This window comes from Pseudomonas sp. DWP3-1-2 (assembly GCF_049896285.1).
Lineage (GTDB): Bacteria > Pseudomonadota > Gammaproteobacteria > Pseudomonadales > Pseudomonadaceae > Aquipseudomonas.
Window position 1 is genome coordinate 13865 of record NZ_JAFCTZ010000007.1, and the last position, 15411, is coordinate 29275.

The following is a 15411-nucleotide window of genomic DNA, read 5'->3' on the forward strand; positions in this document are numbered from 1 at the left end:
TAGGGAAATTTCAGACACAGTAATACCCAGTCAAAAATGGAAAAATCCTGACTTAAAGTAGGAAATATATTGATTGTTTAGGGCTGATTGAAACGTAAGAAACGCGCAGGCGGTGGTTAGAACTGCATACGCCCGATGGGGACGGTGCTGAAGGCGTCGCGGAGTTCGCGAGCGGTGATGGTTCTGACACCCACATCAAGAGCCAATGCCAGACGCAGGGCGGGCCAGAAGCGAATAGGGAGATTGGCTGGCGGACGCAGCCTGAACCATAACCGGTCGGCTCTGGCCTGAACGGACGATATATTCGGGAAAGGATGTTTACCGCTTGCCAGTTCGTAAAGCACGCAACCCATGGCATACACGTCGGACTGCATAGAGAGCGGCGCACCTTCGAGCAATTCCGGCGCCGCGTAATCGGGCGTCCACGCTTTAAAACGGTCACGGCTTAACCGAGGCAATCCGTCCATGACACCGTCCAATGCCACCCCAAGGCCGAAATCAAACATCCGGGGGCCGTCATCAGTCAGCATCAGATTGCCTGGTTTCAAATCTCCGTGCAGGACGCCCCGCTCGTGAACATACGCCAACGCATCAAGCAACGGCACGGCAATGGCTTGCAGCTGGTCAGCGTAAAGCCCCCCGGGCTGCTCACACAACAGCTTGTCCAGCGTGCTGCCACAGTTCAACTCCTGAGTAATAAAGGCTCTTTGACAACCGGGCTCGACCTCGAAGGCATGAACACGTATGACATTGGGATGGCGCAAATGTCTGGTCAGGGCGAACTCGCTATACAACAACACGTCTGCATCCGGCGCATCAGCGAACTCTTCGTTCAGCAGCTTGACGGCAAGGTAAGGCGCTGGCTCGCCGTATTGCTCATGTACCAGATCCTTGGCGCGATAAACCACCGCCATTCCGCCAGCACCCAGCAGCCCCTGAAGTTGGTAGCGCCCGCAAAGTATTTTCGGTAGTTCGCCTACCGACATTTTGCAAGGCTCGGAAGATGAAGTCTCGACGCCTAAACCTCCTTCCATGGCAAAGCAGGTCAACTGGCCAACCTTAACCTTGGCATCCTCTGAAGACACTGGCTCAATCATGGCCGTATGACTACGGCCGTCAGATTGTCGCTGGCTGGCCCCCGTAACACCCTCTCGAACAAGAGGTCGAGCGTCAGCCCCGATGAGTTCATGCTCAAAGCATCGCCCAACGCATTAGGCTCAAGCGCCTGGTAGAGCCCGTCGGAGCACAGCAAAAAAATATCGTCATGGCGGACGTCGAGTTGGATGACATCAAGGCACAGTAAGTCAGCGGCCCCCACTGCCCGGGTCAAGGCACGAGCCGCCGGATGCTGTGCAGCCTGCTCAGGGGTCAACTGTTTGCTGTCGACTAGATGCTGCAACACGGAATGATCCCGAGAAAGCTGATAGAGCCGCTGCTCACGCCACAAATAGCAACGGCTGTCACCCGCCCAGAGACATGCGGCGCGCTTGCCTTCGACCAATAGAGCAACCACGGTGCTGCCGGTGATTGCGTCCTGGCCGGCTGTAACCGATGTTTCCTGGCCAAGACGTCTATTGACCCATTGCAGGCATTGGCGCACGGCATCCAGACGTTCATCAAGACAATCTCGCCGACCAAGGCCCGCGAGACTGCGCACGACCAGTTGACTGGCGACATCACCGCCTCGATGACCGCCCATGCCATCGGCGACGACCCAGAGGCCGTGCTCCGGACTGTTCAGAAATGCATCCTCATTGCGCGTCCTGACCTTGCCTTGGTCAGTACGCGCCACACTGTGGTGGGCGCGCCTGAAACGCATTAAAGCTGCCCCGGCAACCGGAAACGCCGAACCGAGTCAAGGTCGAAAGGGTTAGGCGAGCGCTGACTGGACAACAAATAGTTGGCCCGCAGGCCACCGACATTGGCCTTCAGGACCATTACGTCACGCCCCCGCAAATATTCGGTCTGCATCAAATCAAACAGCCTGAACAGTGACCACGGACCGGTGTTCTCTTCCAATCCCAAGGCTCGACCGGCGATCTTCTCCAGCACCAGGCTTGCACGGCCATCATCCACATCTGTGGGCCATTTGAAGGATGCCGGGATGATAGGGCCGTGGCGATATTCCATTTGTTGATCTCCCAGACGGAACTCCGCACGGCTTACGCTTGGGTCAAGGGTGTAAGGCTCCAGTTTGAACATGACCTGAGGCTCGTTCGGGTTCTCGGCGAAGAAGCTGCGACGAATCACGTGGGCATGTGACATTTGCTCCAGAAAAACCCGCGACATCGGCAAACTACGCCCGTCAACGCTGCGAAGACGATAGCTGCCGGGGTCGCCGCTGATAAAGGGCCGCATGTAGGTGTCGAAGAATCTGTCGGCGACGCCCTGAGCCTTGAAGAACTCGCGGAAGTCATTGAGCGCCACATCGCTGGTGCTGTGAGCATTGAACGGATAGCGCTTGTCGATGGCCTTGCCATAGAAACCGTACAACTCGTTCTGATAACGCTGGTTGAGGTACTGATAGGCATCGCCCAGCACCATCGACCAAGTGTCATCGGCAACTGCGTTGAACCAGCCATTGACTGGCTGCGGCAGCCGCGTAGATGTGTTGCGCAAAGCGCCGAGCACATCCCGCTGGCCAGCCATTCGCGCCTTGGCTAACTCGTAGGCGCTTTGATCCTGTTGACTGGAGCGAGCCAGGCTCGACAGCTGCAACTGCAGCTCGTTAAGCGTTTGAAAAGCCGGGGCCAGATCGCCAGCCGGCCCATTGCTGTCATCGATCAGGCGGTGCAAGGGCTCGAAACGACGTTGCAAGGACTTCTTGGCCGTGTCAGGCAGATTTCTGGACACGGCATCCTTGGCCTGCTCGGCCGCCGCCGCCGCGACCTTGCCAAGTGCGCCTGCCTTGACAGGCTCGGCCGGTGCAAGCGCCTCGACACTTTCCGGGATGGCCTGAAAACGTGTGTGATCACGCACTTCCATGAGCAACTGCACCAAAGGCGAACTGGCCGCCGTCAGGCTCGCGACCTGATCGGCACCGTCGGCGGCGAAGGTGAAGGACTGCAGGCGCACCCGGGCAACGGCCTCGCTCCAGTGGTTTGAATAATCACGGAAGTAGAACTGCTCCAGCTCGACCATCAAACGACGCAGGTCCATGCCACTGATTTCGGCCCCCTCTCCCAGGACCCAGTTATCCCGAAGAATTCCGGTCACCAGCGTGGGGCCCTTCACCACGAAGTTCTGTTGGTAGCCACGCTGTGTATAAAACCCCGGAATGGCGTAATCAGTACCGGTAAATACCGCGCCTTGCGGCCCAAGATGTTGATTCAGACGGTACTGCGGCAGATCTTGTGCCTGATCACGCAGCGCACGATAAACCACGGCTGCCAGCGACTCGCTACGAAGAACCTGGCGCGCTTGCGTCACGAGTTCAGTGTTCAGCGAATAGCCGAACGGCCGGTCCAGCAAGCGTTGAAAATGCTCATTCAAACTATGTTGTGCCGCTGTGTTTCCGCTATGCCGTACAGACCAATCTGCGGCGACCCACTCCTTGAGCCAGGCCGCATCGCGGCGCTCACTGAGGTTGAGCATCAGGTAAGCACGAAGACTGCCCAGCAACTGCTCGCGGTCTTTGAGGTTCGAGCGAACCTGCGCCTCCAGCAAACGGGCCACGCGCGGTAATAACTGGGTTTCCAGTTCACGCTGGTAGGCGGCGTCCAGAACAAGATTGCTTTGTTCGCCCTGATACAAACCATTTCGCTCATGCAGCGCGATGCGACTCTTGTCAGGGAATACCGTGCTGGCCTGATAGCTCAGGTCCAGAGCCTTGAGCGCCACCAGCTCATCATCCTGCGGACTCAGCGCCGAGTGTTCCTGAGTCAACTGACGGGCGAGGTCACGCAAGGTTTCCAGCCGATCATGGTTCTCCGCAAAGCCGCTGGCCCAGGTCAGCGCGAAAACGCTCAAGGCTGCTACCGAACCGCCGTAAAGGGCACGGTGCCTCCAGTGGATGCGGTGCGCTTCACGCTTGTCGAGTCCTGCCAGTTCGGCCTCGGGGAAAATCACACGGGCCAGCAGGTTGTTGATAAACATCGGGCGACCGCTGCGCAATGTCGGCAATACGCTGCTCGCCATCCCGGAGCTGGCTCCGATGGCTGCCGTATCCTTATCAAGTGGAGCCTCGATATGGGGCGCACTGGTCAGGTAAAAGCCACGCAATTGACTGGAGCGCTGATAGCGACTGCCGGTAAAAGCCATATCGACGAACAGGCATAAACGCTCACCCATCATCCCGAGCCGGTTGGGAAACTCCAGGATCAAACCTCGACGCGTGATATTTCGGTCGAGGTGCATCCGGTTTATCAACTGGCTATTCAGGCGCCGCAATAGAGCATCGAACGCTTCACGTAAAACAATGGCATCCGTTCCGTTCTGATCCTTGCGAAATGTTGCGCCCAACACCTGCTCTGTTTCTTCGCGAGAAAGTTGATCGAAGAAGGTCGTGAAACCGGGTATCTGGTCGGCTTTGCTCAGTACCAGATAAACCGGCACATCGACATGCAGCCGCTGATGGATTTCCTGGAGTCGCGCTCGCACCTGGCGAGCCAGGTTTTCCAGATCGACTTCGGATCCGCTCAGGATTTTGACATCGACCGACACCAACACACCATTGAGCGGTCGATTGCGCCGCCGCGTGCGCAACAAGCCAAGCAGCGTAGACCAAGAGGCCCGGTCGGCTTCTTCATTCTGGAATAAATAGCGGCCAGCCGTGTCGATGAGCACGGCGTTATTGGCGAAATACCAATCGCAATGACGTGTGCCTTGCGTATCCCGCGTCAGCTTGCGCTCTATCTTATTGAGCGGAAAATCCAGCCCGGAAAAATCCAGCAGACTGGTTTTGCCCGCACCTGTTGCTCCCAGCACCAAATACCAGGGCAGCTCATTGCGCCAGCGCTCACTACGCCCGCGGTAAAGACTCGATGTTTTCAGGGTCTGCAGGGCCTCGGAGAACCGCCCGCGCACCTCCTTCTGCTCGTCAGCCACCTTTTGGGCATTGAGCAATCGCTCCTGCCCTATGGCGCTATCCTGCTCGCGCTGTCTGCGGACATTGCTCCGCCAACTGACGAACACCATCAACAACGCCCATAGCAGGAACACCACGCAGATGCTCAGCAGCCGGGTCGCTGAATCCTCCCATAACTTATGATCCGAAACCGCAATCAGTGGGCCGACTGCCCAGATCACCAGTGCAATCAACACCACCAGAAGCAGCGACCATACCCAGGTTTTACTCAGCGCAGCCGCCAGTTTTCTCAAAAAATCTTTCATGACGCGTCTCTGTGTTTCGACTGGGGCTGACTCGACTCAGATTCAATCGAGTGATAAGGCTCAAGAACGGTTTCACGTTGTTCGCCCAAAACCCAGGCGAAGCCGAAATACATCGCAGCCAGGCTGATCAGCGTGAAGATCACCACCAGCCACCAAGGCACAATACGTATCAGGCTGCGACGCCCGTCATTGAGGCCTTCCCACTGTGGCGAAAGCTCGCGAGTAATCTCGCCTCGCTCGTTGAGAATCTGGCGATAGAGACTGTCGCGTATCGCCTCCAGTTCGACAGTGCCTCGGTTCACGACCCGATACTTACCTTCAAAGCCAAGCGCAATGCAGATGTACATCAATTCCAGCAGTGGCAAGTACTTGGAGGGGTTTTGCAGGACACGATCAAGCAGATGAAAGAACTTTTCGCCGCCAGACGTTTCGCCTTGGAATTTGCTCAACAGGCTCATCTTCGACCACTCGCTTCGATCACTCCGGGATGACATGACCACCGCCTCATCGACGACAGTGCACAACACATAACGAGCAGCCTGGATCTGACTGCTTTCAGCACCGTTTTGCGCGGCAGCGGCATCGAACGCCCGCATGCTCTCGCACAGCCGGGTATTGAGCGTTACCAGATCGCCTTCTTGTTTTTCATGTCTGAGATTCAGCACTTCTGACAACAACGGCGCCGCAGCCGCGACCAGGATGTTCAGACTGACGCTGAATGACTCCGGCGCACGGATACGCGCTGCGTACACCAGGCGATCCTCAAGATTCTCAACGCGTGCAGCAGGCTCAAAATCGGTCAGCCGATCCTTGATCGGGCCGTCCTTTTCTGTGCTGAAAAAGACCGTATTTGAGGTCTGGGAAGTGTCAATATCCGTGTTCACTCAGGTCAGCTCCTTATGGCCCAGAAACTCAGATCCAGCCCGTCAAAGTCACCGGACACGTGGAACGCAAAGCCTCCCGAGCGCTCAAGCTGGGCGAGTACCTGCGAATGAAGTTCAAGCAGGAAGTAGGTTTTGTTGGCATGAAACGGTATTTGTCGCGGGGCAACAGGCAGCGGTTTGACCTTGATGCCTGGCAGATGCAGATTCACCAACTGACGAATACTTTCCACAGGCGCGACCTTAAGGTACGCGGGTAAGCGCTTGCGCAATTCTTCGGAGTCACAATGAGCACTGACAGCGAGAACGAAAATAGAGGACCCCAGCAACGAACGATCCTGCAGAGGCGCGACAAGAATCCCGTATTGGCGCTCCTGCAGCGGCAGCGCTACCGCATGCTGTTCAAGAACCATCGAGAGGAGTTGCCGCGCTTCCCCCATCAGCAATCGCAGGCATCCAGCTTGATCTTCGTGGGAGTAAAACGTTTCCAGATTCGGACGCTTGCTATCGCTGGCAAAGGTCGATAACTCCCCCAGCATGCCCAGCAAAACGGTGTACACCTCTTCGGGATGCACCTGATCAAGGTCCAGCATGTTGCGCAATATCAGCTCGGTACGATTGATCAACTGCAGCATCATGAAGTCCCCGACCTCCGCTGCTCCGCCTTTACCATTGGCCTGAATACGCTCAGCGATGGCCTCGCCTCGAAGGGTGAGCAGCGCAATGACCTCATTCAGGCAGGCCAGCACATACGTGCTGTGACGTATATTCAGAAAGGTCGGTGCGAACTCATTATTGAGTGAGATTCCACCGTGGGCGGTAGCGCCCGCCAACTCGCACAATTTGAGCTTCACAAAAGCCTTGTCGGTGGCTTGCTCCCCTACCAGCAAACGAAAATCAGGGCGGCCACAACTGATCTGGCTACGCGAATCACTGTCAGCATTGGAATCGGCTATCTCTTCCATGTAACGGGTATACCGCGCCAAAACGTCTTCCTGACCCGCCTCCCTGGATTCGACACTCCCGCCCGCCAGTAGAGGCAGGGCGAGGTAAACCGAGGCGTTGCCGCTGTCTGGCGGAATATCCAGTGTCAGCAACTGCTTGCTGTGGGCAAGATCAAAGAAAGTCCCATCCGGTAGTACACCCGAGGCTTGGGTAACGACGATCTTGCTCAAGTTGAAGTATTGCTCATCGACTGCCAGTTTCGAGAAGCCCCACGCATTGCGCTTGAGCAGCAATGTGTGGGTCTTGATCTGATTCTCGAAATAACGGTCGTTATGCTGGAAATGCTGGGGGCGAAGCAACATGCCTTCCTGCCAAAGGACTTTATGTTTGTTCATCAGTGGTCCACCTTGGCGAACGCCTCGTTGCCATCATGGATTCCCTTGTGATCGAGATTCAGCGCGACGTAAGTCGTTGCGTCCGGGGTGACACGAATCACATAACGCCATTTGGTCTCAGGAAGATCACGGTAAGCCGCCAATACGCCCACGTAGCGGCTGCCTTCCTTCACGTGCAGCTTAAGTTGCACGCGCTCGCCGGGACGTAGCTCCAACTCTTCGCTGGCGACCAGATCCGGGGCCAGCAGCTCCTTGGTCTGCCCATACAAGCCGAAAAAATCCACCGTCTCGAACAAAACCGGATTTTTTAGCTCCAGCAAGCGCAAGACAATAGGTGACGGACGACCGTTGATATCGGGGTTCAATTGGTCACTGGCGGTAAGTTGAAGCTCCACCCGGGTCTGTGTCGAATAGGGTGAAAGGACCGAGCAGCCGCTCAGCAGTAAAACAAGGCCCACGAAGATCGGGGCGCAAAAACGCAGCATGGGAATATCCTCAGTTTCCAGTGTGCAGGGTGGCAATCAAACGCACCTGATCGGCGTAGACCTGGGCGAAGTCACGCGCCAGGAGTCGCTCACTCCAGTCGTCGTCCTGGAGCAATATCTGGTGGTAGCGCTCATAGGCCCGCCAGCGTTTGCCTGCTGTCGAGAACAGTGTTTTCTGAGTGTCGCGCTCAAAGCGTAAGGTCAATTGCTGGGGTGAGAAGTGCTCAAGAGCCGCACGCAGGGCGGCACGGCTAGCTGCCAGCATCGCCACCTGGTGGGCCTGAATATCGCGAAAGCCTTGGGCAATCGCATGCTCGGCTGGCCACTGCCCTGGTTTTTGGGGCTGCAGCAAAAAGCCGAGCGCCTCACCCGCATTCCCCGAGTACTTGAGCGGGTTGAGGCTGGTGTGCTGCGCAGTGCTTTGAGCCAGACGCAGTTCATTTTTCAGCTCGCTTCGCGTGCGCAGGCTTTGCTGCAACCCACCAATACTTTGCTTGAGCAGGCGGGCAGCACTCATCGCCAGCGCCTCGCGGCTGTTCTGATCCATCGCATTCAGATCGACACCCAGCGCCGAACCGAAGCGCTGCCAGAAATTGTCGCTCTGGCGTTCCGGCTCAACTGGATCGGCGAGCACAGGCGGCTGTGGGACGGCAACCAGCTCGGGCACCAGCAGGTTTTGCGTATCAGCCATTCCATAATCAACCCCCTGTTCAGAGGCTTGCTGAGCCAGGCTTGAGGGTAGGATCTCGTCAAAATCCGAACAGCGTCTGTCTTGTTGAGCGAAATTTGCCAGCAGATCCAGCTCAAGGAATGCTTCGTCCGGAATGAGATTCCCAGTCGTTACGGCCTGTTCCACACACCCGACAAACTCAGCGGGGTCCTTGATCAAGCGCGCACGAATCTCGAATTTGCCCAGACCATAAACAGCATCATGCTCAATCCGCAGGGTTTCGTTTTTACGCAAAGTCTGTCCATTCCCGGCGATCAGCGTGCCGTTTGTGCTGAGGTCCGTCAGATAGAAGTCGCCATCGCGAAAGGTAACCTGTGCGTGTGTACCTGATGTGTAGCGCTCAGAATCCACAATCACCCACTCGCAGTTTTTCCCGCGACCGATCACCCCTCCCGCCTGTTTGAATGTCTTGCGCATCTCTTGCCCGGATGCGACCTGCCCGTTGTCGAGCAACTCGAAAATCAACTCCATTGAGCGTTTCTCCATGTGATCAGGTGCCGCGGTTGACGACGTGCGGCTCACCGAGAGGCCGGTATTCGTGGTCACTGAATTTGTAATGGCCCGCGCAGCCACTCAGGCCAAATACGCAGATCAGGGAAACCATCACGGTTTGCCGGAAGCGAATAGAGATCAAGGGGTTCACCAGAGAGACGGAGTGGGAGCAGCCATGCGTACTGCGAGGCACGGCACAAGAACCGCAGAGGGAAAACTTCATCAATCAAACTCACAGGCAATACTGTTTTCATCGAGCCTGGCGTGCACCTGGGTCAGGGTTTGCCCAGCCGCCATCACCTCCAACAGCCGATCGGCAATCAGTGGCAACACGTGAAGCTCGATCAGGTGATCAATAAGCCGGGCACCGCTCTCACCTTGAATGCAGCGCTCGGTCAAATGATCGACCAGAGACTGGCTGTAACTGAATGTCAGCTTGCGTCGACGCAGACGCTCATCAAGGCGTTGAAGCTTGAGCTCGACCAGCTCGCGCATCACAGGGCCGCCGACCGGGTAGTAAGGAACAACACGCATCCGTGCCAGCAGGGCAGGCTTGAAGTGTTTGCTGAGGACAGGCCGGATGGTGGCCTCAAGTGCGTCTGCTTCGGGGCGAAGCCCATCCCGGCAAATCGCTTCGATCCGGTCGCTGGCCAGATTGGAAGTCATCAGGATCAAGGTGTTACGAAAGTCGATTTCGCGCCCTTCCCCATCGTTAGCGATGCCCTTGTCGAAGATTTGGTAAAACAGGTTCAACACATCCGGATCGGCTTTCTCAACCTCATCAAGCAGCACCACCGAATAAGGTTTCTGACGTACCGCTTCGGTCAACATCCCGCCCTCGCCGTAGCCTACGTAGCCCGGGGGCGCACCGATGAGGCGCGAGACGGTATGTTTTTCCTGGAATTCGGACATGTTGATCGTGGTGACAAAACGTTCGCCGCCATACAACAAGTCGGCCAGCGCCAACGCCGTTTCTGTCTTGCCCACGCCGCTGGGGCCTACCAGCAAGAAAACACCAACAGGCGCATCGGGCTTGTTCAACCCCGCGGCCGTGGCCCGCATCGATCGGTCGAGCGCCTGTACAGCCTGATCCTGGCCGCGAATCCGCTGTCGCAAGTCCGTTGCGAAACTCGCGACCCTGGCATTGTGCTCACGCGCCAGTTGCTCAAGTGGAACCCCCGTCCAGGCACTGACGACTTGTGCAACAAGCCGAGGGCAAACTTCAAAGCTGACCAGTCGCTCGACCGTCTGTATTTCCGCCAGCGCCTCATGGGCTTGCTGCAGTTCGCTTTCAAGGTCAGCCAGGCTTGAGACACCTTCCTGCTGAGCGTCGCCGTCTGTTTCGCTGCTGGCAGCCTGAGCTCGCGCCTTTTGCTGACGCAATTCAAGAAGCCTTTCTGCCAAACGTCGCTGATCGAGCCAGCGTTGCTGCAGGTCCTTTTCTTCGTTGCGCGCCTGATCGAGACGAAGACCCAGCGCATCCAGGGCTTCACGGTCCACAGGCAAACCCGCTTCGGCATCACGGCACAACGCTTGTTGTTCACGGCGGCCCTCGGCCAACTCACTGCGCAGACGCTCCAGACTTTGGGGCGCAGCGGCGAGGCTGATGCGTACTCTGGCGCATGCCGTATCGAGCACATCCACCGCCTTGTCAGGCAGTTGCCGCCCGGTCAGGTAGCGCGCCGAAAGTTCGGCAGCCGCCACCACGGCATCGTCACGCAAGTAAATGCCGTGGCTTTGCTCGTAGACCGAGGCCAGGCCCCGCAATATGGTTACCGCTTCGCTAACCGTAGGCTCATGCAACTGAACCGGCTGAAAACGCCGTGCCAGAGCAGGGTCCTTTTCGAAATATTTTTTGTATTCCGCCCAAGTGGTGGCCGCGATGGTTCTCAACTCACCACGGGCCAGTGCCGGCTTCAGCAGGTTGGCCGCATCCGAGCCTCCGGCCTGGCCTCCTGCGCCAATCAAGGTATGAGCCTCGTCGATAAACAGCACAATCGGTTTTGGCGACGCCTTCACCTCGTCGATCACCCCTTTGAGCCGCCGCTCGAATTCGCCTTTGACACTAGCGCCTGCTTGCAGAAGCCCCATGTCCAGGGACAGCAGCTCAACATCTTTGAGGGCCTGGGGCACTTCACCTTCGGCAATACGCGAGGCCAGCCCTTCCACCACGGCCGTTTTACCTACACCCGCCTCGCCCACGACAATGGGGTTGTTCTTGCGCCGCCGGGCCAGGATATCGATCATCTGGCGTATCGCGTCGTCACGGCACAAGACCGGGTCCAGCTTGCCGTCCCGTGCTTGCTGAGTGAGGTTATGAGTGAAACGGTGCAACAGGGATTCGCTGGACGAGTCGGTGGTTTTCGAGCCGGTTTCAGTTATTTGGGAAAGTGCAAAATCCCGTAGTCGCTCGCTGTTCAATCTGCCCAGCAATGGCTGGTAGCGAGTGCCGGCATAACGAATCGGATTGCGCAACAAGGCGAGAATCAAAGCCGCTTGCTCAACCTGACTCTGGCCCAACTCGAGGTTGGCCACCAGCAGAGCATCCTGCAACCATTGCACCAGTTCAGGGGCGAACACCGGATTGCGAGAAGCGCTCTGCTCGGCATTGGGTTGCAAGGCTGCAGCCAGTTCTCCCGCATCTATTTGTGCATCCAGCAACGCACGAGCCAGCAAGCCCTTTGGTCTTTCAAGTAATGCCAGCAGGAGATCCTCAATCAGGATTTTGCTGCCGCCGCGGGCTACGCAGCGCTCGGCAGAGGCTTCAAGGTCGCGGCGAGTTTCGGCGTCCAGCGCCTGAATCAGCTGTTGCAGGTCCACATTGATCATGGGCATCGGTCCTTATAAATTTTGCTGCCGAGGGTCAGAATCCCGTCGGCCTGTTCACGTCCAAGCCAGGTGGTCCAGCCGAGACGGCAGGCGCTCTGCGCGCACAGGCGCAACTCACGAATCTCTTCGTGACGCAGTGCGAGGCGAATGTCGTAGTCCAGTGGGTCACGCAAACTGAACCGCACCAGCGCACAGAGCGGCTGATACCCGGTGCCGTTGGGCAGGAACTCATGAAACCGTTGCCAGCTCAGTTCCCGAATGTGAATTCGAAACTTGCCATTGCGGTCGCGCACATGCTCTCCAAGCACCAGGTCTTGGTTGAGATGACTGTTTTGGCGGCCCAGGCGGTTTTGTTGATCCTCAAGAATGCCCACGACACGAGGCAGGCATTGCTCGATGTCCAGGTCTGCATGGTTGAAGTAGTAACGCAGGACCGCTTCGATCAACGCTGCGGAGTGGGCGCGCAGGCTCAGCAAACCGAGGTAAGGCAGCAGACGCTTCCAGTTGATTTCTTCGGCCAGCCGAATCCTGTCGCCGCCCAGCCCGACCAGCGCGAACAAGCGTTGTGAAAAAGAATCGACGGCACCCTTCTGAAAACTTGCTCGATAGCGATACTTGCGCCAGATCGGCATCATCAAGCGGTGCAGTCGATGGTTGATCAGATCCAGAAACATCCGCGTCGTATTGGCTGCGTCATCGTCGCCCAACGCCTGTTCGGCATAGAACACGGGCAAGGGTGATCCCGCGCCCGAAAGCCCGAGCAGGTTGAGTCGCATCCGCGCGCGCAACGTCCCGTGCTCATTGAAAAACTGCACGCAATCAACATCGCTGCCCGGAAATCCAAGGCTTGGATTGGCCTGAAACTCGAGTTGATCGTAAAGCTGCTCTTCGCTCAGCCCCGGACAGGCTTTGCCAAGGGTATCCAGGGTCAGCAGCACGGCCTGGTACAGCGAGTACTCGCGAATCGTTCGGGTCAGCCCATTCAGAGCAGAGGTTGCTGCCCCATGCGTGGTGCCCATGAGTACACCTCTCCTTTAATGGTTTTGACGCGAAGTTCGTGAAAAGAGTTGAGGCTGGTATACAGCGCGAAAAACTCGTTGAGCATCGACGCAAAGACGAACACGTCGCCCTCGCAAATGAACTGCTCCGAATCGATCAATAACTCTGTACGCACACCACGAAGAGGCAGCCCCTTGAACAGGCGGTCGGCTGCCTGATGACGGATGGACCTGAGTCCGCCGAGCATTTTTCGGGTGACACTCGCTGCATTCCGGTCGTAGTGCTGTGGAAGGTCATAGGTTTCGAGAATGACCTTCAACGCATCGACGTTCTCCAGAGAGAGGTAGTTCAGCGACATGTTGCTGATCAACTTCCATAGAAAATCCTGGCTCAATGGCGGTGCATAGTGCGGCGTGCAGGCCGTTATATTGCGAAAGCCAGCGTTCTCCGGCATTCCCTCGCCGCTGTGGCGTAGCTCGCCTTCCTTGAGTTGCAGCGGCAGATTCTGGTTAGTGCAGGTCAGATCAATAGACAGTGCTTCCTGCCTGTCGCATTGGCGGATGTCGAAACTCAGATAGGTATCGAGGCCACCGTGCAACAACGATGGGCGATGCCGAACGCTGTAATACGGAGCAGCCTGAGGAACGTCAAAACTGGGGTCATGCCTGAATGATTCGAAAGGCACGTAGTGCCTTTCGCCGCCGCCCGTTTTCTCGCGGCCGATCACACTTTCAATCGAGTAGACGCCGCAATGTTTTTGATCGAATCTGGACGGTAACAACAAGTACTCATCCTGTTTGCCATCAAGGCGAATGGGCAGGGCATCTTCCTTGAACAGATTCACAACCGGCGTGCAGTACAGTCTGATGTTGTCTTTTGTTGGCCGGGACCGCTGGATGGCGTTTCTCTTGATGACGAACCGAAGTTCGAAGCCGACCGCCCGTTTGAGAATCTCTTCTGAAAAGGTCCGAATCTTTTCCAGGCCGACCACGTCGACAAACAGAAACTTGTCTTGAAACGCAAAGTATTCCTGAAGGTATCGATAGCCTCGGAAGGTATTCAATGGATAGGGAATCAGCGCTTCGTTGTCTGCGAACCCCACCGGTTGCACATCGGTGCTTTCAAGTCTTAGTGATGCCGTATTGCTGCCATCGGGCTTGAGTGGCTTGTGATCCGCATCAAGCAAGATGATTTCTATACTTCCGAGATTGCGGAGCATGCTCAAATAGAGCGTCTGGCTGATATACCGCTCACCCGCAAAGTGCAGGCGTACATAATCAAGCGACAATTCGTTCAGGTTGCCACTGCCTTTTAGGGTGAGTTGCAAGCTGAGCAGTGCGCCTTCACCCTGGGCCGAGTAATTCAAGGCACTCAGTTCCAGAGGCTGTACATCAATGGCAAAACAGGTGCGGAAACGACAGACAACACCTTCAACTTCCTCACTGTCAATGCATGCTCCGCGATCAATATGTGTTGCCGGGCCTGCCTGCTCCAGAGGGTTGAATTGCACAATGCTCAACGATGGCAACGGGCGCATATAGTTGGGCCATAACAACTGCATCAGAGAATGCGTAAGCTCGGGCCATTCGTCATCTAGCTTCTGGCGCAGGCGTCCGGTGAGGAAGGCAACGCCTTCCAGCAGGCGCTCGACGTCCGGGTCGCGTCCACTTTGCCCAAGGAAAGGCGCCAATGCGGGATTACGCTCAGAAAAGGTACGTCCTGTCTGCCGTAGCGCAGTCAGTTCGCTTTGATAGTAATCGTTGAAAGACATTGGTCACTCTGTTCCTGGAGATACAAAAAACCGCACTGAGAAATGTCAGTATTTGAATAGTCGAGTGAAGGCTTTGAATGACGTGATGGCGACCTCCTTGAATGGATCAGCCACACAGTCGTCGCAATCCAATACACTCAAGTGACGTTCACTTGCCCGGATCCATCCAGACGAGCAGAAAAGCTGACTTGTCGCTTGATTCCAGCCACTTCAAGTAGCCCTTCGATAGCGAAGGAAAGACGAAAAGATTTACCGCTCTGAGGAAGGGAAGTAACGTGCACCTGTGTCAGTCGCGGCTCGTACAGTTCGATAAAGCTTTCAATGGCCTGACGCGCCTGCATCAGCGAGTCGTGCAAGCTCAAACGCATATCGTTCAGGTCAGGCAAACCATAGGCGGGCAGCGTCTGCACACTGCCCGCTCGGGTGCTGAGCATTTTTGCCAGATGGGCAGCCACCGAGGCCACAGCGCATTCGTCATGCTTCCAACCGATACGCCTGTCAGCTTCACCAGCAAGACGCTCAAAAAGACTGCCGTATCCGGACATCGCTCAGC

The 15411-nt window shown here is 56.6% G+C and carries 12 protein-coding genes; all 12 read right to left on the minus strand.

The annotated features are described in order from the left end of the window. Window positions 1-116: 116 nt before the first annotated feature. The gene (locus tag ACP7B0_RS16070) at window positions 117-1097 is read right to left on the minus strand and encodes a serine/threonine-protein kinase (protein WP_426142405.1); all 981 of its coding nucleotides are present in this window, start codon (window positions 1095-1097) and stop codon (window positions 117-119) included. Beyond that, a complete protein-coding gene (locus tag ACP7B0_RS16075; protein ID WP_426142406.1) occupies window positions 1094-1819 on the minus strand; it encodes a PP2C family protein-serine/threonine phosphatase in 726 nt (241 codons plus the stop codon). Before ACP7B0_RS16075 ends, ACP7B0_RS16070 begins: the two co-directional genes overlap by 4 nt. After that, window positions 1819-5331 carry a type VI secretion system membrane subunit TssM gene (gene tssM / locus ACP7B0_RS16080; protein ID WP_426142407.1) on the minus strand — a complete coding sequence of 1171 codons (3513 nt, stop codon included), beginning with the start codon at window positions 5329-5331 and terminating at the stop codon, window positions 1819-1821. The genes ACP7B0_RS16075 and tssM overlap by 1 nt, the downstream gene beginning before the upstream one ends. Next, window positions 5328-6215, minus strand: coding sequence for a type IVB secretion system protein IcmH/DotU (icmH, locus tag ACP7B0_RS16085; protein ID WP_426142408.1), 888 nt, complete (start codon window positions 6213-6215; stop codon window positions 5328-5330). The genes tssM and icmH overlap by 4 nt, the downstream gene beginning before the upstream one ends. Before the next feature lie 5 nt (window positions 6216-6220). Further along, the gene (gene tssK / locus ACP7B0_RS16090; RefSeq protein WP_426142409.1) at window positions 6221-7552 is read right to left on the minus strand and encodes a type VI secretion system baseplate subunit TssK; all 1332 of its coding nucleotides are present in this window, start codon (window positions 7550-7552) and stop codon (window positions 6221-6223) included. Further along, window positions 7552-8037: a type VI secretion system lipoprotein TssJ gene (gene tssJ, locus ACP7B0_RS16095; protein WP_426142410.1), complete on the minus strand. Its 486-nt coding sequence runs from the start codon at window positions 8035-8037 to the stop codon at window positions 7552-7554. Before tssJ ends, tssK begins: the two co-directional genes overlap by 1 nt. A gap of 10 nt (window positions 8038-8047) precedes the next feature. Then, the gene (tagH, locus tag ACP7B0_RS16100) at window positions 8048-9238 is read right to left on the minus strand and encodes a type VI secretion system-associated FHA domain protein TagH (protein WP_426142411.1); all 1191 of its coding nucleotides are present in this window, start codon (window positions 9236-9238) and stop codon (window positions 8048-8050) included. A gap of 19 nt (window positions 9239-9257) precedes the next feature. Further along, window positions 9258-9401, minus strand: coding sequence for a type VI secretion protein (locus ACP7B0_RS16105; RefSeq protein ID WP_426142412.1), 144 nt, complete (start codon window positions 9399-9401; stop codon window positions 9258-9260). 80 nt (window positions 9402-9481) lie between these two features. After that, on the minus strand, window positions 9482-12094 hold the full coding sequence (gene tssH / locus ACP7B0_RS16110; RefSeq protein WP_426142413.1) for a type VI secretion system ATPase TssH: 2613 nt from the start codon (window positions 12092-12094) through the stop codon (window positions 9482-9484). Next, the gene (gene tssG / locus ACP7B0_RS16115; RefSeq protein ID WP_426142414.1) at window positions 12085-13107 is read right to left on the minus strand and encodes a type VI secretion system baseplate subunit TssG; all 1023 of its coding nucleotides are present in this window, start codon (window positions 13105-13107) and stop codon (window positions 12085-12087) included. The genes tssH and tssG overlap by 10 nt, the downstream gene beginning before the upstream one ends. Further along, complete coding sequence (tssF, locus tag ACP7B0_RS16120; protein ID WP_426142415.1) at window positions 13071-14858, minus strand: type VI secretion system baseplate subunit TssF; 1788 nt, start codon at window positions 14856-14858, stop codon at window positions 13071-13073. Before tssF ends, tssG begins: the two co-directional genes overlap by 37 nt. Before the next feature lie 137 nt (window positions 14859-14995). Beyond that, window positions 14996-15403: a type VI secretion system baseplate subunit TssE gene (gene tssE / locus ACP7B0_RS16125; RefSeq protein WP_426142416.1), complete on the minus strand. Its 408-nt coding sequence runs from the start codon at window positions 15401-15403 to the stop codon at window positions 14996-14998. Window positions 15404-15411: the final 8 nt, after the last annotated feature.

Bases quoted from the DNA above. Each gene is read 5' to 3' on its own strand.
- tssJ (WP_426142410.1), bottom strand. From the start codon at position 8,037: ATGCTGCGTTTTTGCGCCCCGATCTTCGTGGGCCTTGTTTTACTGCTG.
- tssG (WP_426142414.1), bottom strand. From the start codon at position 13,107: ATGGGCACCACGCATGGGGCAGCAACCTCTGCTCTGAATGGGCTGACC.
- tssM (WP_426142407.1), bottom strand. From the start codon at position 5,331: ATGAAAGATTTTTTGAGAAAACTGGCGGCTGCGCTGAGTAAAACCTGG.
- tssF (WP_426142415.1), bottom strand. From the start codon at position 14,858: ATGTCTTTCAACGATTACTATCAAAGCGAACTGACTGCGCTACGGCAG.
- ACP7B0_RS16075 (WP_426142406.1), bottom strand. From the start codon at position 1,819: ATGCGTTTCAGGCGCGCCCACCACAGTGTGGCGCGTACTGACCAAGGC.
- tssK (WP_426142409.1), bottom strand. From the start codon at position 7,552: ATGAACAAACATAAAGTCCTTTGGCAGGAAGGCATGTTGCTTCGCCCC.
- tssE (WP_426142416.1), bottom strand. From the start codon at position 15,403: ATGTCCGGATACGGCAGTCTTTTTGAGCGTCTTGCTGGTGAAGCTGAC.
- tssH (WP_426142413.1), bottom strand. From the start codon at position 12,094: ATGCCCATGATCAATGTGGACCTGCAACAGCTGATTCAGGCGCTGGAC.
- ACP7B0_RS16070 (WP_426142405.1), bottom strand. From the start codon at position 1,097: ATGATTGAGCCAGTGTCTTCAGAGGATGCCAAGGTTAAGGTTGGCCAG.
- tagH (WP_426142411.1), bottom strand. From the start codon at position 9,238: ATGGAGTTGATTTTCGAGTTGCTCGACAACGGGCAGGTCGCATCCGGG.